The sequence below is a fragment of the Rathayibacter sp. AY1E3 genome (genome assembly GCF_002932235.1).
Lineage (GTDB): Bacteria > Actinomycetota > Actinomycetes > Actinomycetales > Microbacteriaceae > Rathayibacter.
On sequence record NZ_PSVN01000028.1, the window covers coordinates 1 to 24652 of the forward strand.

Here is a 24652-nt window from a genome sequence, read left to right on the forward strand (position 1 = left end):
CCCCGCATCAACCCCGCCTGGATCTCGGCGCTCACCGATCTCGCGAACTCCTCCGGCGGCTCGGGGACGAAGCGGAGGCCGCCGGCGGAGTTCGCGAGATCGGTGAGCGCCGAGATCCAGGCGGGGTTGATGCGGGGCATGCGGCCGCCGGCGTAGGTGTAGCGGAGCATGTGCGAGGGGTGCAGCCAGATCGCGCTGCGGCCGTCGCTCATCCCGTTCTCGTCGCGCCAGGTGAGCAGGCACGACTCCCCCCCGGCGCAGCTTCGCGGTGAGGACGATCTGCAGGTGGGCGAGCACCCGGTCCTCGACGTCGATCTCGACCGAACCGTCCTAGTGCAGCTTCCCCATCGGCGTCTCCCGGCCTCGTCCTCGGAGGACGGGCGCGCCTCCGGCCCACCATCCTCGGGTGTCGTCCAGTGACCATTTCGGGGCGGCGACAACCGGCGGATCAGCTGGCATCGGCGGATCCGCTGGTCTCGACGGGGCAGGGCTCAGGCCGGGTTCGCCGCCATGAAGTCGCGCATCGGCAGCAGGTTCTGGAGGGGCGCGAAGTACCCGAAGCGGGGCAGGTCGAAGACCACTCCCGCGACTCCGGAGGACCCCATCGCCGCGATCCACTCGAGCGCGGCCGGCATCGGCACCTTCAGCACGCGCGACGCGTCCTCGTCGGAGAGGCCGGCGTGCAGCGCCCCGGCGCGGGCGCGCTCCCCCGTGGTGAAGGCGAAGACCATCGGCCCCGACTCCAGGCCGCCGACGAAGGGGGTGGGCGCGTCGTCCGGCCCCCGCGCGATGAAGCACCACATCGGCAGGGCGTAGACGCTGCGCCAGAGCGCGTCCATCGCGGCGAAGCTCTCGGGGTCGGCGCGCAGGGCCTCCGCCCGGGCGTCGATCTCGACGGTCTGATCCATGGGGCTCCCCTCGGCGCCGGCGATCGGCGCGGACCTCCACGCTAACGATGCTCCCGCTGGGCCGCACCCGCGATCGATCCGTCAGCAGCGGCCCGTCCCCGCGGCGGGCACGGGCCGCGGACGACGGATGGATGCGGTGGTGGCTGTGCGAGCCGTCCGCTGATCCGCTCGGCCACTGGCCCCGTCCAGGCGGTTAGGTTAGGTTAACCTTCGCAACCCCACCACCCCCTTCGAAGGATCGCCGTGCCCGCCACTCGCACCCCCCTCCGCCTGACCGCCGTCGCCTCGCTCGGCCTCGCCGCGCTGCTGCTCACCGCCTGCTCGGGAGGAGCCGACGCCGGCTCCGAGGGCACGTCCGAGAGCAGCGCCGCCGAGAGCGGCGAGGGCTTCCCCGTCACCGTCGACCACGCCTTCGGCAGCACCACCGTCGAGTCGGCCGACCGCGTCGTCGCGACGAGCTGGACCAACCAGGACGTGGCGCTCGCGCTGGGTGTGACCCCGGTCGGCTTCACCCGCGCCTCCTACGGCGACGAGGACGGCGACGGCCTGCTGGTGTGGACGAAGGAGGCGCTCGACGCCTCCGGCGCCGAGACCCCGACCCTGTTCGACGAGACCGACGGCGTGCCCTTCGAGGCGATCTCGGACCTCAGCCCGACCGTGATCCTCTCGGCCTACTCCGGCATCACCCGGCAGGACTACGACACCCTCAGCCAGATCGCCCCCACCGTCGCCTACCCGGGCGTGCCCTGGGGCACGACCTGGCAGGACTCCGCGAAGCTCGACGGCGCCGCGCTGGGCCTCGAGGACGAGGCCGTCGCGAAGGTCGGCGAGATCGAGAGCGACATCACGCAGACCACCGCGTCCTACCCGCAGCTCGCGGGCACCACGTTCATGTACGGCTGGTACGACCCGACCGACGCGAGCACCTTCACCTACTACACGCCGAACGACGCGCGCGTGAAGTTCGTCGAGGACCTCGGGCTCGACGTCGCCCCGAGCGTCGCCGAGCTCTCCGGCGACTCGGAGGCGTTCAGCGGCACCATCAGCTCCGAGAACGCCGACCAGCTCGACGCCGACGTGCTCGTCGTCTACGGCGACGACACGACCCTCGCCGCGCTGCAGGCCGACCCGCTGCTCTCCAAGATCCCGGCCGTCGAGCGCGGCTCCGTCTACGTGCTGGAGGACGGCTCCTCCGCCGCCATGGCCACCTCGTCGCCGAACCTGCTCAGCATCCCGTGGGTGCTCGACGAGTACACCGCAGGCCTCGCCGCGGCCGCCGACAAGGTGTCGTGACCCGCACCGCACCCACCCGGAAGACGAGGGCGACCGCGCTGGCGGTCGCCCTCGTCGCGCTGGCCGTCGCCTCGGTCCTCTCGCTCGTGTACGGCTCCCGCGAGATCCCGCTCGGCGAGGTCTGGCCGGCGCTGACCTCGCCCGATCCGGCGTCCATCGTCGACGCGGCGGTGCAGGGGCGGGTGCCGCGGACGGTCCTCGCGATCCTGGTCGGCGCCGCGCTCGGGCTCGCCGGAGCCGTGATGCAGGGCCTGACCCGCAACCCGCTCGCCGATCCGGGCATCCTCGGCCTCAACTCCGGCGCCTCGCTCGCGGTCGTGCTCGGGATCGCCGGGGTCGGCGCGACGAGCCTGCCGCAGTTCATCTGGCTCGCGTTCCTCGGAGCCGCCGCCGCCGGGGCGTTCGTCTACGCGGTCGCGTCGCTCGGCCGCGAGGGCGCCACTCCGCTGAAGCTCGCCCTCGCCGGAGCCGCCACCGCCGCCGCGCTCACCTCCCTCATCAGCGCGGTCCTGCTCACGCAGGAGACCACGCTGAACCGCTTCCGCTTCTGGCAGGTCGGCGGAGTCGGCGGCGCCGAGACCGCGAGCATCCTGCAGGTCCTCCCGTTCCTCGCGGTCGGCGCGGTGCTGGCCCTCTCCAGCGCGCGAGGGCTCGACGCCCTGGCGCTCGGCGACGACCTGGCGACCGGCCTCGGCCGGCGCGTGGGGCGCATCCGCCTGGTCGCGGGGCTCGCGGCCGTGCTGCTCTGCGGCGCCGCGACCGCGATCGCCGGACCGATCGGATTCATCGGCCTGGTCGTCCCGCACCTCGCCCGCCGCTTCACCGGCCCCGCGCACGCCTGGCTGCTGCCCTCCTCCGCTCTGCTCGGCGCCCTGCTGCTGCTCGTCGCCGACGTGGTCGGCCGCGTGGTCGCCCGGCCGAGCGACGTCGAGGTGGGCATCGTGACCGCGCTGATCGGCGCCCCGGTGCTCATCGCGATCGTGCGCCGCTCGAAGGTGCGGGCGCTGTGAGGACCGCGGAGGCGCCCGCCGCGGTCGGCATCGCGGCCGGCCGCACGCTGCGCCGTCGGCGCACGGTCATCGGCTGCGCGGTCCTCGCGGTGCTCGTGCTGGCGCTCGTCGTCGTCTCGCTCACGGTCGGCAGCACGGTCTACTCGGTGCCGGAGGTCGTCCGCGTGATCCTCGGCGAGACCGTGCCGGGCGCCTCCTTCACCGTGGGCACGCTGCGGCTGCCGCGCACCATCACGGCCGTCCTGGTGGGCGTGGGCTTCGGGATGGGCGGCGTGATCTTCCAGACGATGCTGCGCAACGCCCTCGCCAGCCCCGACATCATCGGCATCACGTCGGGGGCGAGCGCGGCGGCCGTCGTCGCGATCGCGTTCTTCGGGCTCTCGGGCGGCGCGGTCTCGGTGATCGCGGTCGCGGCCGGGCTCGCGACGGCCCTGATCATCGCCGGGCTGGCCGAGGGCGGCGGAGTGATCGGGGCGCGGCTGATCCTCATCGGCATCGGCGTCGCGGCGATGTTCCAGAGCGTGATCGCCTACGTGCAGACCCGCGCCGACTTCGAGGACGTCCAGGAGTCGCTGCGCTGGCTGACCGGCAGCCTCAACTCGGCCGCCTGGCCCTCCGTCCCGCCGCTCGCGCTGACGATGCTCGTGCTGGTGCCGCTGGCGCTGCTGCTCTCGGACCGGCTCGGCGTGCTGCAGCTCGGCGACGAGTCGGCGACCGCGCTCGGGCTCGACGTGCGGCGCAGCCGGCTGGCCCTGCTCGCGGTCGGAGTCGGCCTCGTGGCCGTCGCGACCGCCGCCACCGGCCCGATCGCGTTCGTCGCCTTCGTCTCGGGACCGATCGCGCGGCGGATCCTGCCGAGCGCGCGCACGCTGCTGATCCCCTCCGCCCTGGTCGGCGCGGTCGTGGTGCTCGCCGCCGACCTGCTCGCCCAGTACGTCGTCGGCGCGCTGTTCTCGGGCGCGCGCTTCCCGGTCGGCGTCGTCACCGGCGCCCTCGGCGCGCCCTTCCTGCTCTGGCTCCTCGCCCGCCGCAACCGCTCCGGAGGCTCCCTGTGACCGACGCCCCGCCCACCCTCGCCGCCGACGCGGTCACCCTCGCCTACGACGAGCGCGTCGTGGTCGACGGGCTCTCGCTCGCCGTGCCGCCCGGCCGGATCACGGTGATCGTCGGCGCGAACGCCTGCGGCAAGTCGACGCTCCTGCGCGCGATGGCGCGGCTGATCACCCCGCGCTCGGGGAGCGTCCTGCTCGACGGGCGCGCGATCCACCGGCTCCCGACGCGCCAGGTCGCGCAGCAGGTGGGGCTGCTGCCGCAGACCCCGATCGCGCCGGAGGGGATCGCCGTCTCGGACCTGGTCGCCCGGGGCCGCTACCCGCACCGGGGCCTCTTCGGCCGCGGCTCCGGATCGGACGACGACGCGATCGTCGAGGAGGCGCTGCGCGACACAGGCACGCTCGAGCTCGCCGACCGCCCCGTGGACGAGCTCTCGGGCGGGCAGCGCCAGCGGGTGTGGATCGCGATGGCCCTCGCCCAGCGGACCGACGTGCTCCTCCTGGACGAGCCGACGACCTACCTCGACGTGTCGCACCAGGTCGAGGTGCTCGACCTGCTCACCGACCTCAACCGCTCGCGCGGGACGACCATCGTGATCGTGCTGCACGACCTCAACCTCGCCGCCCGCTACGCCGACCACCTCGTCGCCGTGCGCGACGGCGCCCTGTACGCCTCGGGCACGCCCGCCGAGGTGGTGACGCCGGAGACGGTGCGCGCGGTGTTCGGGATGGAGTCGCGCGTGATCGAGGACCCGGTCTCGCGGACGCCGCTGGTGCTGCCGATCGGGCGCCACCACTCGGGCTGAGCCCGGCCGGCCGTTCAGGACTGAGCGGTCAGGGCCGGCCGGTCAGGCCGGGGCCGCGGCCAGGGAGGCGCCGTCGACGAGCGTGCAGCGGAGGAGCTGCTGCTCCCGTCGCGCGGGGTCGCCCTCGATGAGGATCTGCACCGCGCGGCGGCCCATGTCGCGCCGGGGCAGCTCGAAGCCGGCCTGCCAGCCGGTGCGGTCGGCCGATCCGGAGAGCGACACCAGCGACAGGTCGCCCGGCACTGCCACCCCCTCGGCCTCGGCGGCCTCCTGCAGGAGGACGAACTGCTCCTCCTGCTCGGCGAGGACGACCGTGACGCCCTCGGCGGCGATCCGGCGGATCCACTCCCGCGGCGACGCCTCCGGCCCCGGCAGGAGGTGGAGGAAGCCGTCGCCGAGCTCGGCCCGCGCGCCGGCCATGCGGTCGGTGTACGACTCGACACCCTCGCCGTGGCCGGCGTAGGCGAAGCGGGTGTGGCCGAGGGCGCGCGCGCAGGAGATCAGCTCGCGGACGATCGACGCGTAGTCGGCGGCCACGTAGGGCACGGGCCCGCCGGCGTCGTCGCGGCGGCCGACGCTGACGAAGGAGAAGCCGCTCGCGTTGAGGAACTCGAGCTCCTCGCGGGGCATGTGCTGCCCGAGGAGGATGCAGGAGTCGGCCAGGCGCAGCCGGGTGGTGCCGCCGCTGAGGCCGCCGCGACGGCCGCCGACGCGACCGCTGGTCAGCAGGAGGAGGTCGATGTCGCGGTTCTGCGCCTCCTCCTCGATGCCGGCGAGGAACGGGTGGAAGAAGTCCTCGCGGTCGAGCGGGAACAGGCTCTCGTAGGTGTAGACGCCGATCATGCCGGTGCCGACCTGCTTGAGGCGGCGCGCGATGGGGTCGGCGACGTACCCCGTCTCCTGGATCGCCTTGAGGATCCGCGCCCGCGTCGCCTCCGGGACCCGGGCGAGCTGCTCGCCCTTGTCGTTGAGCACGAACGACACCGTCGTCTGGCTGACTCCCGCGAGACGCGCGATGTCCTTCTGCGTGATCCGCGGCACCCGGACACCCCCGCTTCATCCTGGTAATAGGTATTACGTCTTGACCTCAGGCTACCGATGACGAAGGATCGCCGTACGCCCATCCGGGGCGAGAGAGGGCGGAACGTCGACGATGATGAATCCCGCAGACCCAGACAACCAGACCACGGCCTCCCCGAGGCCCGATCGGCAGCACAAGCCCGATCCGCAGCCCGAGCACGATCCGCAGCGCAGGCCCGACAACTCGCGCCGCCTCTTCCTCGCCGGGGGCGCCGCCGCCCTCGCCGGCGCGGCAGGGGCCGTCGGCGCCGCCACTCCGGCCGCCGCCGCGCCCCCGGCCGACGCTCCCGGGCAGAAGAAGCGCCTGAGCGTCACCGAGGGGCCGATCTCGCCGCTCGACAAGGAGTTCCGCTGGGACGACCGCGCCGGCGCCGACAACACCCGCGCGGTGCAGGCGGCCATCGACAAGGCGATGACCGCTCCGGGCGGCGAGGTGTCACTCCCCGCCGGCGAGATCCGGGTGACGGGCCTCGCGGTCGACTACCGCGGCTACCCGGTGCAGCCCGAGAACGGGCCGCCCTACGGCTACGCCGGGCCGAAGATCGTCGGCGCCGGCATGCGCCAGACGAGGATCGTCCAGATCGAGGGCTCGACCCGCGACATCTTCACCGTCTCCGGCCAGACCGGCGACGCGGCCGGCCCCGCCAACAACAACAAGGCCACCGGCGTCGTCCTCGCCGACTTCGAGATGACGGGCACGCCGTCCGGCGGCCACGGGATGTCGCTGCGTTCGCTGGTCAATTGCGAGTTCCGCAACCTGTGGATCCAGAAGACCGGCAAGTCGGGCATCTTCCGCGAGCGCGCCACCTTCGTCTCGGGCGTCGACGACGAGTACTCGTACGCCAACTCCTGGAACAAGATCAAGATCGTCGCCCCCGCCGGCTGGGGCGTGGAGGACTCGGGCAAGGCCTCCATCGGCGGCTCGATGACCAACGTCGAGGCGATCAGCCCCGGCCTCGGCGGCTTCCTCCTCGCGCCGACGAACATGACGCTGCTCGACTGCCAGGCCATCGGCGGCACGGTCGGCCTCCGGTCGATCCGCAACGAGAACCGGCGCTCGGTCAACTCCGGCCTGACCCTGATCAACTTCCGCTCGGAGGGCTCCCGCGACGGCTGGGAGGTGCTGATCGAGGCCGGCACGAGCCACATGATCGTGAACCCGAACTTCTTCCCGACCTCGGGCGCGAACTGCCTCGGCGTCGGCCTGACGAACGGCGGAGCGGACTTCGAGGTGCGCAACCTCACCGTCCTCGGCGGCTTCTACGGGCTCAGCCTCGGCCGCTTCCCGCAGCAGAAGGCGATCGTGCTGGGCAGCGACTCCTCGCAGACGCGCCTCGTGAACCCGTTCATCGAGCGCGGCGCCGCGGGACTGGACGAGGGCTCGCTGATCGTCGACGACGGACGCCTGACCTCGTTCGAGCTCGGCCGCGGCCGGGTGGAGCGCGCGGCCGGCTACACCACGGTCGCCCGCGCCCCCGAGACCATCCCGACCCCTCCGGCCGGGCAGGTCAACGAGGGCTGGGAGCGCTCCGGCGACACCTGGCGGAAGGTGGCCGTCTTCCCCGACGGGCACCGCGTCGTCATCGCCTCCTGACCCCGGGCGGCGGCGCCCTCCGCGCCGCCGCCCTCCCCCACCGCACACGGAACGAGCACCAGAACGCATGCATGACGACAGCACCCGCATCGAAGCCCGCATCGCCCGCTTCCGCGCCGAGAGCCTCCGGCCGGCGATCCACCGGGCGGTCGAGCCGCTCGGGATCGAGTCGTGGACCGCTCCGGGCGAGCCGGTCCCCTTCGACCAGGCGCGGGCCGCGTCCTACGCGCCCGCCCGCATCGGGGAGCCGTGGGGCGCCCCCTGGGGCACCGTGTGGTTCCACGTGCGCGGCGAGATCCCCGCCTCCTGGGTCGGCGTCGACGGCTGCGAGCCCGAGCTCGTCGTCGACCTCGGCTACACCGGCGCCCAGTCCGGCTTCGAGGCGGAGGGGCTCGTCTTCACCGCGACCGGCACGGTCGTGAAGGCCGTCGAGCCGTTCAACCAGTCGGTCCCGCTCGACCGTCTGCCCGGCCGCGAGGCGGGTGACCGCACGGTCGAGCTCTACATCGAGGCCGCCGCCAACCCGAACATCACCGGCGACTGGTCCTTCACCCCCACGGCGCTCGGCGGCCGCCCCGCCGACGGCGCCCTTCCGTCCGACCCGCTCTACCGCCTCCGCCGCCTCGAGCTCGGGCTGCTCGACCGGGAGGTCTGGGAGCTGGAGCAGGACATGGCCGTGCTCGTCGGGCTGATCGGGCAGCTGCCCGAGTCCTCCCAGCGCCGCGCCGAGATCGTGCGCGCCCTCGACCGCGCCGTCGACGTCCTCGATCCGGACGACGTGTCCGGCACCGCCGCCGCGGGCCGGGAGGCGCTGCGGACCGTCCTCGAGCGGCCCGCCTCGGCCAGCGCGCACCACCTGCACGCCGTCGGCCACGCCCACATCGACTCCGCCTGGCTCTGGCCCGCCCGCGAGACCGCCCGCAAGGTGGCCCGCACCTTCTCCAACGTCTGCGACCTGATCGAGCGCGAGGAGGGCTTCGTCTTCGCCGCCTCCTCCGCGCAGCAGTACGCGTGGCTGAAGCGCGACCACCCGGAGCTGTTCGAGCGCGTCCGCGGCCACGTGCTCGCGGGCCGCTTCGTGCCGGTCGGCGGTATGTGGGTCGAGTCGGACACGAACATGCCCGGCGGCGAGGCGCTCGTGCGCCAGCTGCTCGAGGGCAAGCGCTTCTTCCTCGACGAGTTCGGGATCGACACCGAGGAGGTCTGGCTCCCGGACTCCTTCGGCTACTCCGCCGCGCTGCCGCAGATCATCGCCGGAGCAGGCGGGCGCTGGTTCCTCACGCAGAAGATCTCGTGGAACGAGACCAACACGATGCCCCACCACACCTTCTGGTGGGAGGGCATCGACGGCACCCGCGTGTTCACGCACTTCCCGCCCGTCGACCTCTACAACTCCGACCTCTCCGGCGAGGACCTCGCCCGCGCCGAGCGCCAGTACGCCGAGAAGGGCAGCGGCACCATGTCGCTCGTGCCCTTCGGCTACGGCGACGGCGGAGGAGGCCCCAACCGCGAGATGATCGCGGCCGCCCGCCGCACGCGCAGCCTCGAGGGCTCGCCGACCGTCGAGCTGTCCACGCCCCGCCGCTTCTTCGAGGAGGCGCAGGCCGAGTACCCGGACGCGCCCACCTGGTCGGGCGAGCTCTACCTCGAGTTCCACCGCGGCACCTACACGTCGCAGGCGCGCACCAAGCAGGGCAACCGCCGCAGCGAGCACCTGCTCCGCGAGATCGAGCTGTGGGCGACCACGGCCCTCGTCCGCGCCGGGGTACCGTACCCGGCCGACGAGCTGCGCGAGATGTGGCGGACGGTCCTCCTGCAGCAGTTCCACGACATCCTGCCCGGCACCTCCATCGCCTGGGTGCACCGCGAGGCGGAGGAGAACTACGCCCGCATCGCGCAGCGGATCGAGGAGATGATCGCCGAGACCGTCCGGGCCCTCGCCGGCGAGGGCTCCGCGGAGCTGCTGGTGAACTCCTCCCCCTTCGCCGTCGGGGGCGTGCCGGCGCTCGGCGCGGCCGCGGCCGACCCCGCCGCGGAGCACTCGGCCCCGACGCTCCGCTCCGACGGCGACGCCCACGTCCTCGACAACGGGCTCGTCCGGGTGCGGATCGGCGCCTCCGGGCTCCTCGAGTCGGTCGTGGACCTCGCGAGCGGCCGGGAGGTCGTGCCCGCCGACGCCGCCGCGGGGCTCCTCCAGCTCCACCGCGACACCCCGAACAAGTGGGACGCCTGGGACCTCGACGACAACTACCGCCGCACGGTGGAGGACCTCGTCGGCGTCGACTCGGTCCGCGCCGGCACCGTGAGCGACCCGCTCGGCCGCGAGGTGCCGGCGGTCGTGCTCACCCGCTCGTTCGGCGGCTCCACGGTCGTGCAGACCGTCTCGCTGCAGATCGGCCGGGCGGCCGTCGACCTCGACCTCGACATCGACTGGCACGAGCGCCGCAAGCTGCTCAAGCTCGCCTTCCCGCTCGACCTGCTCTCGGACCGGGCGACGTCCGAGATCCAGTTCGGCCACGTGCACCGCCCGACCCACGTGAACACGACGTGGGACGCCGCCCGCTTCGAGACCGTCGCGCACCGCTGGGTGCACGTCGGCGAGCCGGGCTTCGGCGTCGCGGTCGTCAACGACTCCACCTACGGGCACGACATCACCCGCGACCGGGCCGCGGCCGGCACCCCGACGACCACGGTCCGGCTCTCGCTCCTGCGCGCGCCGCTGTTCCCCGACCCGGACGCCGACCAGGGCCGCCACCGCCTCGCAGTGTCGCTCGTGGTCGGCGCCGAGCTGCCCGACGCCGTCGAGGCCGGCTACGCGCTGAACACCCCGGTCCGCAGGCTCACCGGCGCCGCGCCCGTCGCTCCCCTGGTGTCGATCGACGACCCCTCGGTGATCGTCGAGGCCGTGAAGGCGGCGGACGACGGGAGCGGCGACGTGATCGTGCGGCTCTACGAGTCGCTCGGCCGCCGCGCCGCAGCGACCCTCCGCGCCGCCTTCGCCGTCCGGGCGGTCACCCGCACCGACCTGATGGAGCGCCCGACCGAGCAGGTCCGCATCGAGAGCTCCGTCGAGGCGGAGTCGGCCGACGTGCGCCTCGAGCTGCGCCCGTTCGAGATCGCGACGGTGCGCCTGGCGCGCTGAGCGCGAGGGGGACGCGGGGCGGGAGCAGGCCGGGCGGGCTTGCTCCTGCCCCTGCGTCATGTGGTCTGCTCGATGCACACCGTCCCGATCGGAGAGGTCTCCCATGCAGTCGTTCCCCGCCCCGCCCCGCCAGGTGCAGATCGGCGACGCCGCCGCGTTCGCCGGCGTCACTCCGCGGGCGATCCGCCACTACCACCGGCTCGGCCTGCTCCCCGAGCGCGAGCGGGGCGGCGACGGCCGCAGGCGCTACGGCTACGACGACATCATCCGGCTGCTCTGGATCCGCCGCCTGGCCGACGCCGGGGTCGCGCTCGAGGACATCCGGGACGCCTTCGCCGTCGCAGCCCCGGCCGGCGCCGAGGACAGCGCCGACCGCGAGGAGGAGGTCGCGGGCGTCCTCGCGCGGCTGGACGACGCGCTCGCCGCGCAGGAGGAGGAGCTGCAGCGGAAGCGGGCCTCGGTCCGGCGCATGCGGACCCTCGGCGGCCGGCTGGGGCTGCTCGACGACATCGTCTCGCGCCGGCTCGAGGGCGCACCCGAGGGCTCGCTGCGCCAGGCCGACCTCGACACCCTGCTGGTCACCGAGCGGATGTTCGGCCCGCTGGGCGCCGTGTCCCAGGCCGGCCGCTTTGTCGTCCTCGCCGCCGATCCGGCGCTGCGGGCGGAGGCCGACCGCGTCGACGCCGCCGAGGAGGCCCTCGACGACACGGTCGCCGAGGACGACCCCCGGGTGGAGCAGGTGGCGCGGGAGCGGCACGCCTTCGAGGCCCGGCTGATGCGCATCGTCGAGGAGTCCGGTCAGCTCGAGGAGGACGAGGCGATCTTCGACGCGTGGGACGAGGCGCACCCGCCCGAGGACCCCGCGCCGGCCCCCGATCCCGCACAGGGCTCCCGCGCCCGGAGCGCCGGCGAGATCATCCGGAGCCTGCCCTACGACGTCTCGCCGGCCCGCCTGCGCGCCATGGACCTGGCGATGCGGCTCGGGATGGAGGAGGCGCCGACGTCCTGAGACGCGGCGTCACGCCCGCGCGGTCACCCGAGGACCTCTCGCAGCACCTCCAGCGCCCGCTCGCGGTCGCCGACCCCGCCGCCCTCGTGCCCGCTGTACGGCCACACGTCGATCGACGTCTCGCCGCCGGAGACGTTGTGGGAGGCGAAGACCGTCGAGGGCGGGCAGATCGGGTCCATCAGGCCGACCGAGCGGTGCACCCGGCAGCCCAGGCGCCGCGAGAAGTGGACGCCGTCGACGTAGGAGAGGGTCCGCTCGACGGCGTCGAGGTCCTCGGGGCGGGTCGCCAGGTAGCGGGCGATCTCCACGTAGGGCGCCTCGTTCGTGATGGTCGTCGCGCGCAGGACGTCGGAGAGGAAGGGCACGAGGGCGATCGCGGCGCGCACCCGGGGGCGCAGCGCCGCCGCGGCGGTCGCGAGCGCTCCGCCCTGGCTGCCGCCGAAGACCGACACCCGGTCCGGGTCCAGCCCGGGGAGCGCCTCCACGGAGTCGACGGCGAGCGCCGCGTCCGCGATCAGGCGCCGGTAGTAGTACGTCTCGGGCGACTCGATGCCGCGGGTCGTGACCCCGGGGTACGCGGGTCCGCTGCCGTGGGGGTCGGGGGTGGCTCCGGAGCGGGCGAGGCGGCCGGCTCCCTGGCCTCGCGCGTCGACGACCAGGTGCGCGTACCCGGCGGCGGCGATCCAGAGGTGCTCGATCGGCCGGCCCCGTCCGCTGCCGTACCCGGGGTACTCGATCACCACGGGGAGCGGGGCGCCCGGGTCGACCGCGGGGGTCACCAGCCAGGCGGCGATCGGCTCGCCCGCGAAGCCGGGGAACCGCACGTCCCGCACCCGCACCAGCGGGAGGCCCGCGTCGACCGGCGCGGCGCTCACGGCGGGGCCGCCCTCCCGCCCGAGCGCGAGGGTGGCCCGCCAGAAGGCGTCGAAGTCGTCGGGCTCCGCGACCTCCGCACGGAACTCGCGGAGGGCGGCGAGGGGGCGATCCGTGAACACCGGGTCAGCCTTTCAGACCGGAGTGCGCGAGCCCTTCCACGAACTGCCGCTGAGCGAGGAGGAACACGGCCAGCACGGGCACGACCGTCATCGTCGCCGCGGCGAGCTGCACGTCCCACATCTCCCCGCCGTAGGCGTCGGTGAAGCGGGTGAGCGCCTGGGGCAGGGTGAAGAGCTCGGGTGAGGTCAGGTAGACCGTCGGCTCGAGGTACATGTTCCAGGACCCGAGGAAGGTCAGGATCGCGACGGCCGACAGCGCGGGCTTGGACAGCGGCAGGAAGATGCGCCGCCAGATCCCGAAGCGGCCGAGGCCGTCCAGGCGCGCGGCCTCCTCGAGCTCGCCGGGCATCGCGATGAAGTACTGCCGCATGATGAACGTGCCCAGCACCGCCGGCGCTCCGACCATCGGCACCAGCAGCAGCGGCACGTGGGTGTCGATGAAGCCGAGCTGCCGGAAGATCTGGAACAGCGGGATGATCGTCACCTCCGTCGGCACCAGCAGGCCGGTCAGGACGACGAGGAACACCGCGTTGCGGCCCGGGAACGGGATCCGGGCGAAGGCGTAGCCTGCCAGGCTCGAGACCAGCAGCGTCACCACGGTGACCGTGACCGCGATGTAGAGGCTGTTCCAGTACTGGAGCGCGAACGGCTGGAACCGGAACGCCTCGGCGTAGCCCGCCAGGCTCGGCGAGTCCGGCAGCAGGGTCGGCGGGTTCGAGAAGATCTCGTTCACCGGCTTGAACGACGAGGCGATCATCCAGAACGTCGGCACCGCGAACGGCAGCACGAGCAGGATCAGCGTCACGACGAGCAGGGCGGTCATGAGCGGGCTGCGGCCGCGGCGGCGCTTGACGGGCGGCTCCGGGACGGCTTCGAGGCGTGGCGTGAGCGGGGTCCCCTGCTCGACGACGGCGTCAGTTCTCATAGAAGACCCATTTCCTGCGCAGCTGCCACTGCACGACCGTGAGGATCAGGACGAAGAGGAGCAGCATCAGCGAGAGCGTCGCGCCGTAGCCGATGTCGCTGAACTCGAAGGCCTGTTGGAACACGTAGTAGACGAGCACTGTCGTCGACAGCTCCGGCCCGCCCTCGGTCAGGACGGCGACCTGCGCGAACGCCTGCAGCGAGCCGACGATCGTGAGGATGGCGGTGAGGAGCAGGGTGGGCGAGATGAGCGGGAGCGTGATCCGGAAGAAGATCGCGCGGGGGCTCGCGCCGTCCAGCCGGGCCGCCTCGTAGAGGTCGCCCGGCACCCCCTGCAGCGCGGCGAGGAAGAGCACCATGTTGACGCCGACGCTGCGGATGACCTGCGTGACGATGACGCTCGCCATCGCGGTGGGTCCCTCCTGGAGCCAGTTCGGCCCGTCGAGGCCGACCAGCGAGAGCAGGCCGTTGATCGCGCCGTTGTCCTGGAGGAGGAAGCCCCAGACGAGGGTCCAGGCGACCACCGAGATGACGACGGGCGAGAAGAAGAGCGTGCGGAACAGGGCGCCGCCCGGGATCCTCCGGTTCAGCAGCACGGCCAGGCCCAGCCCGAGGGCGAGGTTCAGGGCGACCACTCCCCCGGAGAAGACCGCGGTCGTGCCGAGCACCGCGCCGATGCTCGGGTCGTTGATCGCCCGCTCGTAGTTCTCGCCGCCCACGAAGGTCATGGAGCCGGTGAAGACGTTCCACTCGTTGAGGCTGAACCAGACCGCGAGCCCGACGGGCAGCAGCACGAACACGATCACACCGAGCAGCTGGGGCGCGATGAAGAGCCAGCCGGCGAGCGCGTCGCGGCGCCGGAGGTTCCAGTAGGCGCCGGCGGGAGCGGATCGGCGGCTGTCCGTCGAGGTCGCGGTCACGGGATCACTTCCCCTGGAGGACGGGCGCGATGGCGTCGCAGACGCCTCCGAGCACCTCGGCGACGTCGGCATCGGCCGACCACATGCGGTCCAGCGCCGTCTTGCCGACCGAGGTGATCTCGGCGGGGCTCGTCACCGGAGGGGTGGCGGACACGTCGGCGAGCTCGTCGACCACGACGCGGTCGAGCTGCTCGGCGCTGAGGCGGGTGTTGACCTTCGCCAGCTCCTCACCGGACAGCAGCGACTCGCGGGGCGGCGGGAAGAACTGCGCGAGCTTGGCGGAGTTCTCCGGGTTGGTCATGAACGAGAGGAAGCCGGTCGCCTCCTCCACGTGGTCTCCGCCTGCGAGCGCAGCCATGCCGGCCTGGCCGATGTTGCCGTACTCGCCGGCGGGGCCGACGGGCAGCGGGTAGATCTCGAACGGGAACGAGCCGTCGAGCAGGCTCGCCCGCGAGACCTGCGCGGTCGTGAACGCGGCGTCGCCGGCGAAGAAGTCCGCCGTCACGCCGGGTCCGGGGGTCGCGCCGCTGACGTAGACCGAGTCGTGGAAGAACTGGAACGCCTCCACCATCTCGGGCGAGTCCATCGTGCACTGGGTCCCGTCGTCGCTCCACGGCTGGGCTCCCCAGCCCGCCCAGAGGTTCGCGAGGCTCAGCCAGCCCGAGAAGTCGAAGTCGCGGATGATGTAGCCGGCCTTGCCGGTCGACTCGTTGACGGCCGCGCCGATGCGGTCGACGTCCTCCCAGGTGAGCGTCGCGGGGTCGACGGTCTGCCCGGCCTGCGCGACGAGGTCCTGGTTCACGTACAGCGCGAACGGCGAGTTGGAGAACGGGTACGCGTAGAGCTCGCCGTCCTGGCTGAACGACTGCGCCACGCTGGGCAGGATGTCGTCGTACTCGTAGCCCTCGGTCCCCTCGAAGGTCTCGGTCAGCGGAGCGAGCGCTCCGGCGTCGATCAGGTCCTTCGCGATGTCGCCGACCCAGGCGAGGTCGGGGGTGTTGCCGCCCGCGGCCTGCGTGGTCAGGGTCGAGTTGTAGTCCGCGAACGGGAGGGACTCGAAGGTCACGGACTCGATCTCGGGGTGGTCGGCGATGTACTCGTCGGCCATCGAGTCGAACAGGGCGAGCTGCTTCTCGTCGGAGGTCCAGACGGACATCCTCAGAGCGACGGGTGCTGAGTCGTCCCCGCCGCCGGCGGCGCCGCAGCCCGAGAGGGCGGCGATCACTCCGACTGCGGCGAGCGAGGCCATCAGCTTCTTCGCTGGTCTCATCGTCTCTCTTTCTCCAATGGTCTTCTCGGTGTTCCCGGTCAGTACCCGACGACGTCGGGCCAGTGGGTCTCTACGCCGCGCGACTCGAGCCTCGCCTGCAGGCGGGCGACGAGGGCGGGGTCGGCGGCGATCTCGTGGGGCGACAGGTCCTCGGCGAGGGCGAGGGCCGCCAGCTCGCCGACGGCCTCGCCGATGTTCCACTCCACGGGGTGGAGGCGGTACGCGCCGTTGGTGATGTGCGTCGTCCCGATGTTCTTGCCCCCGGGCAGCAGGTTCGTCGGGGTGCGCGGCACGAGGGCGCCGAGCGGGATCTCGAACGGCGAGCACTCCACGTCGAGGTAGTTGTCGCCTCCGGTGGTCGGGTGCAGGTCGATCCGGTACATGCCCACGCCGACGGAGTCGTCGAAGCGCGCGGGGCTCCCCGTCCCGCGGGCGGCGACGGAGACGTCCTGCTCGCGCACCGTGGTGAGCGCGCGGATCCGGCGGGACTCGCGGATGTAGGGGGCCTGCGCGAGGCCGTCGGCGGTGCCCATCACGTCGCCGCGGAGCCGGAGCCCGGGCCAGCCGCGGCCGCCGTCGGGCCGGGGCGCCTCGGTCTGGAGCCAGTAGAAGTACGACAGCGAGAGCGCGCGGGCGCCGGCGAGGTGCTTCTCCGGCTCCGGCACGTCGAGGATCGAGCTGTCGAGGTAGTCGAGCATCGGCCAGTTCGCGAGCACGATGTCGCTGTCGAGCGCGCCCGGTCGGAGGGTCTCGGTCGCGAGGATCCGGCGGAACATCCAGAGGTCGGTGTCCCCGCCCTGCGCGCGCTGGTCCGCGGTGCGGGTGTCGCCCACGGCGTTCACGTGCATCGTGCGGGTCTCGGGGCGCAGCGTCCTCGGGTTCGGCGCGGTGAAGGAGAGGAGCTTCCCGCCCCAGAACGGCACCTCGTACTCGTGCCAGTAGTCGTAGTCGGCCGGGCGCTCGATGGTGTGGTCGCCGTCCGCGCTGTCGAAGCCGAAGCACCAGGTGACGGCCTGCACGTTCATCGGGTCGGCGAAGGCGGGGGCGCTGGGCTCGCCGTGCTCGTCGCGCGACTCGGCGCCCGTGACGTAGTCGACCTCCGCGAGGGGGAGCAGCTCCCCCGTCTCGGTCGCGTCGATCACGTACCGTCCGGAGACGGCGAGCTCCTCGCCCGAGACCGCGTCGCGCAGCAGGACGCGCTCGATCCGGCCCGGGCCGCCGTCGACGGCGAAGGGGACGACGCCGGTGACGACGCGGATCGCTCCGCTCGAGCGGTAGGGGGCGAGCATCTCGTCGAGCACGGCGACGGCGACGCGGGGCTCGGCGCAGAGCCGGCTCACGAGTCCGCGGCCGGGGTTCAGGCGGTCGTCGCGCATCGCCTCGGCGGTGAGGGGGTAGTTGCGGCGGTAGTAGCCGCGGATGCCGTCCCGGAGGCGCCGGTAGTCGGCGGTGACGCCGAACTGCTCGACCCAGGTGTGCTCGTCCGGCGGGACGCCCTGCGAGGTGAGCTGGCCGCCCAGCCACGGGTACTGCTCGGTCAGCACGACCGAGAGGCCGTTGCGGGCGAGGGCGATCGCCGCCGCCACTCCTCCGAGGCCGCCGCCGATCACGGCGACATCTGCTTGCATCGGGGTCACGCGTCCGCCTCGTCCTCGTCGACAGTCTGGGTCATCGGCCTACTACCCGCGGGTAATACGTATTGCCGATTGATTAGACCGTAACGCACGAGTGTCCGGTTGGCAACGGTCTCCGCCGTTCCGAGCGACGCCGCGGCGACCCTCGGGCGTCCTCAGCCGGAAGCGGGCCGGATGTCAGGGCTCGGTGGCATGCTCGACCCCGAGCGCGGCCGGCGGGCGGCGGCGCGGAGCGGAGCAGCATGATCGGGTTGGATCTCACCGGGCGCACGGCCCTCGTCACGGGGTCGGGGCAGGGCATCGGGCTGGCCATCGCGACGACGCTCGCGGAGGCGGGCGCCGAGGTGATCGTGAACGCCCGCTCCGAGCGGTCGATCCGCCGGGCGATCGAGGCCGTCGGCGCGGCGGTGCCGGAGGCGCGGGTGCGCGGAGTCGCGGCCGACGTGTCGACGGAGAAGGGCACGGCCTCCCTCCTGCGGGCGGCCGCCGACGTGGATGTGCTCGTCAACAACCTCGGGATCTTCGGCTCCGCCGATGCGCTCTCCATCGACGACGCCGAGTGGCGCCGCTACTTCGAGGTCAACGTGCTCACCGGCGTGCGCCTGACCCGCGCCTACCTCCCCGGGATGATGGAGCGCGAGTGGGGCCGCGTCCTCTACATCGGCAGCGACTCCGCCGTCGTCACGCCCGCCGAGATGATCCACTACGGAGTGTCGAAGACCGCGCTGCTGGGCGTCTCGCGCGGCTTCGCCAAGGCCGCCGCCGGCACCGGGGTGACGGTGAACAGCGTGCTCGCCGGGCCGACCCACACGGGCGGCGTCGAGGACTTCGTCTACGAGCTGGTCGACCGCGAGCTCCCGTGGGAGGAGGCGCAGCGCGAGTTCATGCGCCTGCACCGGCCGCAGTCGCTGCTGAAGCGCCTCATCGAGCCGGAGGAGATCGCCCACATGGTGGCGTACCTCGCCTCCCCGCTCGCCTCGGCCACCACGGGCGCTGCCGTGCGCGTCGACGGCGGCTACATCGACTCGATCGTGCCGTAGCGCGCGCTCCCGGGGCTTCCCGGGGCGCCCGTCAGTGCGGAGGGGCGACCGAGCCGCCGGGGCGCCACGGGCCGCCGATGCGCTCCTGGAGGAGCGGCGCCGCCGGGTCGGCGAGGCGGGCGAGCAGCGCCTCCACTCCGCGGCGGCCGAGCTCGCGGCCGGGCGCGACGAGCAGGTCGAGTGCCGGGTCGGCCAGGTCGGCGACGTCGGGGTCGGAGGCGAGCAGGACGATCGAGAGGTCCTCGGGCACGCGCAGCCCGCGGTGCCGCACCTCGTGCGCGAACCCGACGGCGGCGCCCCCGTTGACGATCACCACGGCGGTCGCGGAGGTGGGGTCGAACGAGCGGGCGAGGGTGCGGCCGCCGGCGGGCGACTCCTCGCAGCGCAGCAGCACGCCCTCGACGCCGCGGGCCGCGCAGGCGAGTGCGAACGCCTCCTGGGTGCGCGCGTAGGGGCCGAAGTCGGCCGCGGCGTCGCGGTCCGGGCCGAGCACGAGCGCCACCCGCGCGTGCCCCAGGCCGGCGAGCCGGCCGAGCGCCTCCTCGACCATGCCCTCGAAGTCGATGTCGACCCAGTCGAGGGCGGACGGGTCGCGGGTGCGCCCGATGAGGGCGAAGGGCGTGCCGGAGTCCCGAAGGACCGGCACGCGCTCGTCCTCGCTGGTGACCTGCATCAGCACGACGCCGTCGATCAGGCCGTCGGCGCGCAGGTCGGCGAGGCGGTCGGAGCCGCCGACCGTCGGCCACAGGACGATCGAGTGGTCCTGCTCCGCCGCGGCCTCGGCGGCTCCGAGCAGGAACGAGGTGGCGGTGTTGAGCGGCCGGCTCGACACGAGCGGATAGACGACCGCGACGATCCCGGAGCGGCGCCGAGCGAGGGCGCGGGCCAGGGCGTGCGGCCGGAAGCCGAGCTCGCGCATCGCCGCCCGCACCCGCTCGCGGGTCTCGGGCGAGACGGGCTTGGTGTCGTTGACCACGAACGACACCGTCGCGATCGAGACCCCCGCGAGGCGCGCGACGTCCCTCATCGTGGCCACCGCGTCTCCTCCGCTCGCGCCGCCCGGCCGTGGTTGACGCGGGGCGGACGTCTCCCGCATCCTAGGAGACGCGGCCGGTAAAGCGGTTAACCCCGTGTCGGGCCGCCCACTGCCGCACCGTCTCCACCGTCGAAGAAGGAACACCGTGACCACACCCTCCTCCCCCGTCCGCGTCCTCGTCTGGGGCGAGAACCGCCATGAGCAGATCGAGGAGAAGGTCCGCGCGATCTACCCCGACGGCATGCACAGCACGATCGCCGACGGCATCCGCGAGAACCTCGGCGAGCGCGCCACCGTCTCCACCACCACGCTCGACGAGCCCGAGCACGGCCTCACCGAGGACGTCCTCGACGCCACCGACGTGCTCGTCTGGTGGGGCCACATGGCCCACGGCGACGTCTCCGACGAGATCGTCGAGCGCGTCCAGCGCCACGTCCTCTCGGGCATGGGCCTCGTCGTCCTGCACTCCGGCCACTGGTCGAAGATCTTCGGCAAGCTCATGGGCACCACCTGCACGCTGCGCTGGCGCTCGGAGCAGGACCGCGAGCTGGTCTGGACCGTCGATCCCACGCACCCCATCGCCCAGGGGATCCCGCACCCCTTCGTGATCCCCCGGCAGGAGATGTACGGCGAGTTCTTCGACGTGCCGGCGCCCGACGAGCTCGTGTTCCTCTCGACCTTCACGGGCGGCGAGGTCTTCCGCTCCGGCATGACCTGGAAGCGCGGCCATGGGCGCATCTTCTTCTTCTCCCCCGGCGACCAGGACTACCCCGTCTACCACCAGGCCGAGGTGCGCCGCGTGATCGCGAACGGCGTCGAGTGGGTGCGCTCCTCGCGCCCCGAGCGCCGCCTCCCGGTGCTGCAGCGCTACGAGGCCGAGGACTTCCACAACGGCCAGGACTACGAGGGAGCGCTCGTCCGATGACGGTCCGCCTCGTCCAGGTCGGCGCCGGCGCGATGGGCCGCGCCTGGATCCGCACCATCCGCGACTCCCCGGACGCCGAGCTCGTCGGCCTGGTCGACCTCGACGTCGACCTCGCCACGGCTGCCGCGGAGGAGGAGGGGGTCGGCCCGGTCGCGGTCGGCACCTCCGTCGCCGAGGTCGCCGCGCGCTCCGGCGCCGACGCCGTGGTCAACGTGACCGTGCCGCGGGCGCACCTCCCCGTCAGCTCGGAGGCGCTGTTCGCCGGGCTGCCCGTGCTCTCCGAGAAGCCGATCGCGCCGACCATCGCCGAGGCGCTGGTGCTCGCGGCGACGGCCGAGGCCTCGGGCCGGCTCCTGATGACCAGCCAGTCGCGCCGCTACTACGCGGCGATCACCGCCTTCCGCGAGCAGATCGCCGGGCTCGGGCAGCTGGGCACCGCCTCCGTGCACTTCGCGAAGGCGCCCCGCTTCGGCGGCTTCCGCGACGAGATGGACCACGTGCTCCTGGTCGACATGGCGATCCACGCCTTCGACGCGGCGCGGTACCTGCTCGACAGCGACCCGGTCGCGGTCTACTGCGAGGAGTACAACCCGGGCTGGAGCTGGTACGCCGACGGAGCCGCGGCGAGCGCCGTGTTCGAGTTCGCCGGCGGAGTGCGCTTCAGCTACACCGGCAGCTGGTGCGCCGACGGCCTCGAGACCTCGTGGAACGGCGACTGGCGCGTGAACGGGGCCGGCGGCACCGCGCACTGGGACGGCGACGGCGCTCCGGAGTGGCAGTCGCGCGAGTCGGAGGCGGTGCGGACCGCCACGCTCGAGCCCGTGCCCGAGGAGATCGCGGGCTCGCTCGCGGAGTTCGTGCGGGTGCTGGGCTCGGGGGCGGTGCCCTCGGGCGAGGTGCACTCGAACGTGCGGAGCCTCGCGATGGTGGAGGCGGCGGTCCGCTCCTCCGAGACGGGTGCGCGGGTGCGGCTCGACGACGTGCTGGAGGAGGGGTACGCGGAGGCGCTGACGCTCGCGCGCGACGAGCGCGTGCGCGCGGCCCTCGGCTCCTGGGGCTCGGCCGCGGAGGGCCTCGCGCGCTGACCACGCCGCCCGGCGGATCTCGAGGCGTCCGTGCCGGCGTCTCGAGACCCCCGCCCGGTCGCGGCTCCGCCACCGCGCGTTCGCCGGGCGGACACCTGCGGGCGGCGGGGCGTTCACCGGGGGCGGCCAGCGTGGGCGGGTTCCTTCGAAGCCGCTCAGGAGACCCGTGTCCTCTCGTCACACCCGCACCCGCACCGCCGCCCTCGCCCTCACCGTCACCCTCGCCGGCTGCACCCTCGGAGCCGCGGCCCTGCCCGCCTCCGCCGCGGGCGACTCCTTCTTCACCCGCATCGCGACGGTGCCGGCCTACCTCAACGCGGCCGACCCGTCCGCCGACTCCGCCGTCGCCGAGATCTCGAGCGCGTCGCCCGACGGCCGCCTGGTCTACTCGACGGACTCCGCCGGGCAGCGCATCGACGTCCTCGACATCTCGGACCCCGACTCCCCCGAGCCGCTCGGCGGCGTCGGCGTGGGCGGCGAGCCGACCTCGGTCTACGCGACCGGCGAGTACGTCCTCGCGGTGGTCGACACGAGCGACGGCGACTTCGCGAACCCCTCCGGCCACGTCAGCGTGCTGCACGCCGACGACCTCGCGCCCGTCGCGAGCATCGAGCTCGGCGGCCAGCCCGACTCCATCGACGTCACCACCGACGGCTCGACCGCGGTCATCGCGATCGAGAACCAGCGCGACGAGGACCTCGCCCCCGAGGGCGGCGAGGAGGGCGACCTCCCGCAGGCGCCCGCCGGGGAGCTCGTGGTGATGGACCTCGCGGGCGACCCCTCCGCCTGGGTGCCGGAGCACGTCGACCTCACCGGTCTCGCCGGCCTCGACACCCCGTCGGACCCGGAGCCCGAGTACGTCTCGATCAACCCGGCCGACACTGCCGTCGCCGTGACGCTGCAGGAGAACAACGCCGTCGCGATCGTCGACCTGGCCACCCGCTCCGTCACCGCCTCGTACACCGCGGGCACCGCCTCCGTCAGCGGCATCGACACGCTCGACGACGACTCGATCTCGCTGACCGGCTCGATCACCGACGTCCCGCGCGAGCCCGACGCGATCGGCTGGGTCGGCGACGACCACGTCGCGATCGCGAACGAGGGCGACTGGAAGGGCGGCACGCGCGGCTGGTCGATCCTCGACGCCGCGACCGGGGCCGTGCAGTGGGACGCCGGGAACTCGTTCGACCACCTCGCGGTGCGCCTCGGGCTCTACCCGGACAAGCGCTCCGACGCGAAGGGCTCCGAGCCCGAGGGCCTGCTCTCGGCCACCTTCGACGGCGTCCCCTACGTGTTCGTCGGCGCCGAGCGGGCCAACTTCGTGGCCGTCTACGACGTGTCGGAGCCGACCGCGCCGCGCTTCGTGCAGGCGCTGCCGTCGACGCCCGGCCCGGAGGGGCTGCTCGCCCTGCCCGAGCGCGACCTGCTGGTCGTCTCGAGCGAGACCGACGACGCCGAGGCCGCCGTCCGCGCGAGCGTGCAGCTCTACGCGCTCGGCGCCTCCGCCCCCGCGTTCCCGACCGTGCTGTCGGCCGACGTCGACGGATCGCCGCTGCCCTGGGGCGCGCTCTCGGGCCTCTCGACCGACCCGGCGGCGCCCGACCGCCTGTACGCGGTGAGCGACAGCGCCTACGCGCCGAGCACACTCCACTCGATCGACACCTCCGTCTCGCCGGCGCTGCTCGACACGACCCTCACGGTGACCGAGGGCGGCGAGCCCGCCGCTCTGGATCTGGAGGGGATCGCCGCCCGCGTCGACGGCGGCTTCTGGGCCGTGACGGAGGGCGGGACAGGCGACGGCAACGCACTCCTGCGACTCGACGCGGACGCCGCGGTGACCGAGCGGATCGCCCTGCCCGCGGAGCTCGCCTCCGCACTGGGCAAGCAGGGCTTCGAGGGAGTGACCGTCGAGGACAGTGCCGCCGGTGAGATCGTCTGGACGGCGCTGCAGCGCGAGGCCTCGATCGACGCCGACGGAGTGGTCCGGATCGGGCGCTACGACGTCGCCGCCGACAGCTGGAGCTTCTTCGGCTACCCGCTGGAGGCCGTGTCCGGGGCGGACGGCGACTGGAACGGGCTCTCGGAGATCACGCTCACCCCGGCGGGCACGCTCGCGGTGATCGAGCGCGACAAGCTCAACGGGCCGGACGCCGCGCTGAAGGCCGTGTACACGGTGCCGCTGCCGACGGAGGCCGGCGCGGCGGTCGGCGAGACGCTGCCGATGCTCGAGAAGACGCTCGCGGTCGACGTGCTGCCCGCGCTGCAGGCCGGGAACGGCTGGACCCAGGAGAAGCTCGAGGGCCTCGGGATCACCGGCTCCGGCGAGGTGTTCGCGGTGACCGACAACGACGGCGTGGACGACGCGAACGGCGAGACGGTGCTCGCGTCGCTCGGCTCCGCGGAGTCCGTGTTCGGGGCGGGGACGGTGCCGACTCCGGGACCGACTGTCGAGCCGACGGTGGCGCCGACGGCTGAGCCGACCACGGCGCCGACCGCGCAGCCCTCGGCCGAGCCGAGCCGCACGCCGGCTCCCGCTCCGGCCGGCGCCGTTCCTCCGCGGACCGGCTCGGGACTCGCGAGCACCGGCGTCGAGACGGGCTGGACCGCCGCGGCGGCCCTCGCCCTGCTCGCCGGCGGAGCGCTCGCGCTCGGAGTCACGCGCCGCCGCCGCGACGCGCGCTGACGAACGCCGACGGCCCGGGGGACAGTGTCCCCCGGGCCGTCGGCGTTCCCCCGCGCGAGCGGGGCGGGTGGTCGGGTGTCAGCTTCCGGTGGGGGCGTCCTCGGTGTCGGGAGAGGTGCTCTCGGAGGGCGCCTGCGGGGCGACGGGCGCGGCAGGGCCGGAGCCGTCGGCGGGGGCCGGCGCCGTTCCTCCGCGGACCGGCTCGGGACTCGCCAGCACCGGCGTCGAGACGGGGTTGAACGCCGC

At 73.5% G+C, this 24652-nt stretch carries 19 protein-coding genes and 1 pseudogene; 11 read left to right on the forward strand and 9 right to left on the reverse strand.

Annotation, left to right across the window (positions count from 1 at the left end):
• Window positions 1–212, reverse strand: a pseudogene (locus C5C53_RS15645) (ATP-dependent DNA ligase); the annotation flags it as partial.
• 279 nt (window positions 213–491) lie between these two features.
• Window positions 492–908, reverse strand: coding sequence for a hypothetical protein (locus tag C5C53_RS15650; RefSeq protein ID WP_104267959.1), 417 nt, complete (start codon window positions 906–908; stop codon window positions 492–494).
• 243 nt (window positions 909–1151) lie between these two features.
• Between C5C53_RS15650 and C5C53_RS15655 the strand changes: the two genes are divergently transcribed.
• From C5C53_RS15655 to C5C53_RS15670, 4 genes are read left to right on the forward strand one after another with little or no spacing between them, the layout of a single operon-like run.
• Window positions 1152–2201 (forward strand): iron-siderophore ABC transporter substrate-binding protein, encoded by a 1050-nt coding sequence (locus tag C5C53_RS15655; protein WP_181127785.1) that lies wholly within the window; start codon window positions 1152–1154, stop codon window positions 2199–2201.
• Window positions 2198–3211: an iron ABC transporter permease gene (locus C5C53_RS15660; protein WP_104267960.1), complete on the forward strand. Its 1014-nt coding sequence runs from the start codon at window positions 2198–2200 to the stop codon at window positions 3209–3211. Before C5C53_RS15655 ends, C5C53_RS15660 begins: the two co-directional genes overlap by 4 nt.
• The gene (locus C5C53_RS15665; protein ID WP_104267961.1) at window positions 3208–4266 is read left to right on the forward strand and encodes an iron chelate uptake ABC transporter family permease subunit; all 1059 of its coding nucleotides are present in this window, start codon (window positions 3208–3210) and stop codon (window positions 4264–4266) included. Before C5C53_RS15660 ends, C5C53_RS15665 begins: the two co-directional genes overlap by 4 nt.
• Window positions 4263–5069: an ABC transporter ATP-binding protein gene (locus C5C53_RS15670; RefSeq protein WP_104224308.1), complete on the forward strand. Its 807-nt coding sequence runs from the start codon at window positions 4263–4265 to the stop codon at window positions 5067–5069. Before C5C53_RS15665 ends, C5C53_RS15670 begins: the two co-directional genes overlap by 4 nt.
• 42 nt (window positions 5070–5111) lie before the next feature.
• Here the strand turns inward: C5C53_RS15670 and C5C53_RS15675 are convergent, their stop codons facing one another.
• Window positions 5112–6110 carry a LacI family DNA-binding transcriptional regulator gene (locus C5C53_RS15675; RefSeq protein ID WP_104267962.1) on the reverse strand — a complete coding sequence of 333 codons (999 nt, stop codon included), beginning with the start codon at window positions 6108–6110 and terminating at the stop codon, window positions 5112–5114.
• Between the two features lie 112 nt (window positions 6111–6222).
• Here C5C53_RS15675 and C5C53_RS15680 point away from each other — a divergent pair, with 112 nt between their 5' ends.
• The 3 genes from C5C53_RS15680 to C5C53_RS15690 all read left to right on the forward strand — a co-directional run bounded on the left by C5C53_RS15680 (window position 6223) and on the right by C5C53_RS15690 (window position 11894).
• On the forward strand, window positions 6223–7743 hold the full coding sequence (locus tag C5C53_RS15680) for a hypothetical protein (RefSeq protein ID WP_104267963.1): 1521 nt from the start codon (window positions 6223–6225) through the stop codon (window positions 7741–7743).
• 67 nt (window positions 7744–7810) lie between these two features.
• Entirely contained in the window at window positions 7811–10885 is a 3075-nt protein-coding gene (locus C5C53_RS15685) for a glycoside hydrolase family 38 C-terminal domain-containing protein (protein WP_104267964.1), read from the forward strand.
• A 103-nt stretch (window positions 10886–10988) separates the two neighbouring features.
• Window positions 10989–11894 (forward strand): MerR family transcriptional regulator, encoded by a 906-nt coding sequence (locus C5C53_RS15690; protein ID WP_219813991.1) that lies wholly within the window; start codon window positions 10989–10991, stop codon window positions 11892–11894.
• Between the two features lie 23 nt (window positions 11895–11917).
• Here the strand turns inward: C5C53_RS15690 and C5C53_RS15695 are convergent, their stop codons facing one another.
• Genes C5C53_RS15695 through C5C53_RS15715 form a run of 5 tightly spaced genes read right to left on the reverse strand, consistent with a single transcriptional unit; the run spans window position 11918 to window position 17631 of the window.
• A complete protein-coding gene (locus C5C53_RS15695; RefSeq protein WP_104267966.1) occupies window positions 11918–12889 on the reverse strand; it encodes an acetylxylan esterase in 972 nt (323 codons plus the stop codon).
• Window positions 12890–12893: 4 nt separating this feature from the next.
• The gene (locus C5C53_RS15700; protein ID WP_244229554.1) at window positions 12894–13814 is read right to left on the reverse strand and encodes a carbohydrate ABC transporter permease; all 921 of its coding nucleotides are present in this window, start codon (window positions 13812–13814) and stop codon (window positions 12894–12896) included.
• The gene (locus C5C53_RS15705; protein ID WP_258075443.1) at window positions 13804–14733 is read right to left on the reverse strand and encodes a carbohydrate ABC transporter permease; all 930 of its coding nucleotides are present in this window, start codon (window positions 14731–14733) and stop codon (window positions 13804–13806) included. The genes C5C53_RS15700 and C5C53_RS15705 overlap by 11 nt, the downstream gene beginning before the upstream one ends.
• A gap of 4 nt (window positions 14734–14737) precedes the next feature.
• Window positions 14738–16003 carry a sugar ABC transporter substrate-binding protein gene (locus C5C53_RS15710; protein ID WP_104267968.1) on the reverse strand — a complete coding sequence of 422 codons (1266 nt, stop codon included), beginning with the start codon at window positions 16001–16003 and terminating at the stop codon, window positions 14738–14740.
• A gap of 38 nt (window positions 16004–16041) precedes the next feature.
• On the reverse strand, window positions 16042–17631 hold the full coding sequence (locus C5C53_RS15715; RefSeq protein ID WP_104267974.1) for an FAD-dependent oxidoreductase: 1590 nt from the start codon (window positions 17629–17631) through the stop codon (window positions 16042–16044).
• Window positions 17632–17882: 251 nt separating this feature from the next.
• Between C5C53_RS15715 and C5C53_RS15720 the strand changes: the two genes are divergently transcribed.
• On the forward strand, window positions 17883–18677 hold the full coding sequence (locus C5C53_RS15720) for an SDR family NAD(P)-dependent oxidoreductase (RefSeq protein WP_104227166.1): 795 nt from the start codon (window positions 17883–17885) through the stop codon (window positions 18675–18677).
• Between the two features lie 31 nt (window positions 18678–18708).
• Here the strand turns inward: C5C53_RS15720 and C5C53_RS15725 are convergent, their stop codons facing one another.
• On the reverse strand, window positions 18709–19704 hold the full coding sequence (locus C5C53_RS15725; RefSeq protein ID WP_258075444.1) for a LacI family DNA-binding transcriptional regulator: 996 nt from the start codon (window positions 19702–19704) through the stop codon (window positions 18709–18711).
• A 154-nt stretch (window positions 19705–19858) separates the two neighbouring features.
• Here C5C53_RS15725 and C5C53_RS15730 point away from each other — a divergent pair, with 154 nt between their 5' ends.
• The 3 genes from C5C53_RS15730 to C5C53_RS15740 all read left to right on the forward strand — a co-directional run bounded on the left by C5C53_RS15730 (window position 19859) and on the right by C5C53_RS15740 (window position 24406).
• Window positions 19859–20638 carry a ThuA domain-containing protein gene (locus C5C53_RS15730; protein WP_104267970.1) on the forward strand — a complete coding sequence of 260 codons (780 nt, stop codon included), beginning with the start codon at window positions 19859–19861 and terminating at the stop codon, window positions 20636–20638.
• Window positions 20635–21723: a Gfo/Idh/MocA family protein gene (locus tag C5C53_RS15735; protein WP_104267971.1), complete on the forward strand. Its 1089-nt coding sequence runs from the start codon at window positions 20635–20637 to the stop codon at window positions 21721–21723. The genes C5C53_RS15730 and C5C53_RS15735 overlap by 4 nt, the downstream gene beginning before the upstream one ends.
• A 166-nt stretch (window positions 21724–21889) precedes the next feature.
• The gene (locus tag C5C53_RS15740) at window positions 21890–24406 is read left to right on the forward strand and encodes an esterase-like activity of phytase family protein (RefSeq protein WP_104267972.1); all 2517 of its coding nucleotides are present in this window, start codon (window positions 21890–21892) and stop codon (window positions 24404–24406) included.
• Window positions 24407–24652 lie beyond the last annotated feature (246 nt).

Coding starts and splice junctions, on each gene's coding strand:
- C5C53_RS15650 (WP_104267959.1), bottom strand. CDS start 908: ATGGATCAGACCGTCGAGATCGACGCCCGGGCGGAGGCCCTGCGCGCC.
- C5C53_RS15680 (WP_104267963.1), top strand. CDS start 6,223: ATGATGAATCCCGCAGACCCAGACAACCAGACCACGGCCTCCCCGAGG.
- C5C53_RS15685 (WP_104267964.1), top strand. CDS start 7,811: ATGCATGACGACAGCACCCGCATCGAAGCCCGCATCGCCCGCTTCCGC.
- C5C53_RS15690 (WP_219813991.1), top strand. CDS start 10,989: ATGCAGTCGTTCCCCGCCCCGCCCCGCCAGGTGCAGATCGGCGACGCC.
- C5C53_RS15700 (WP_244229554.1), bottom strand. CDS start 13,814: ATGAGAACTGACGCCGTCGTCGAGCAGGGGACCCCGCTCACGCCACGC.
- C5C53_RS15710 (WP_104267968.1), bottom strand. CDS start 16,003: ATGAGACCAGCGAAGAAGCTGATGGCCTCGCTCGCCGCAGTCGGAGTG.
- C5C53_RS15715 (WP_104267974.1), bottom strand. CDS start 17,631: ATGCAAGCAGATGTCGCCGTGATCGGCGGCGGCCTCGGAGGAGTGGCG.
- C5C53_RS15725 (WP_258075444.1), bottom strand. CDS start 19,704: ATGAGGGACGTCGCGCGCCTCGCGGGGGTCTCGATCGCGACGGTGTCG.
- C5C53_RS15735 (WP_104267971.1), top strand. CDS start 20,635: ATGACGGTCCGCCTCGTCCAGGTCGGCGCCGGCGCGATGGGCCGCGCC.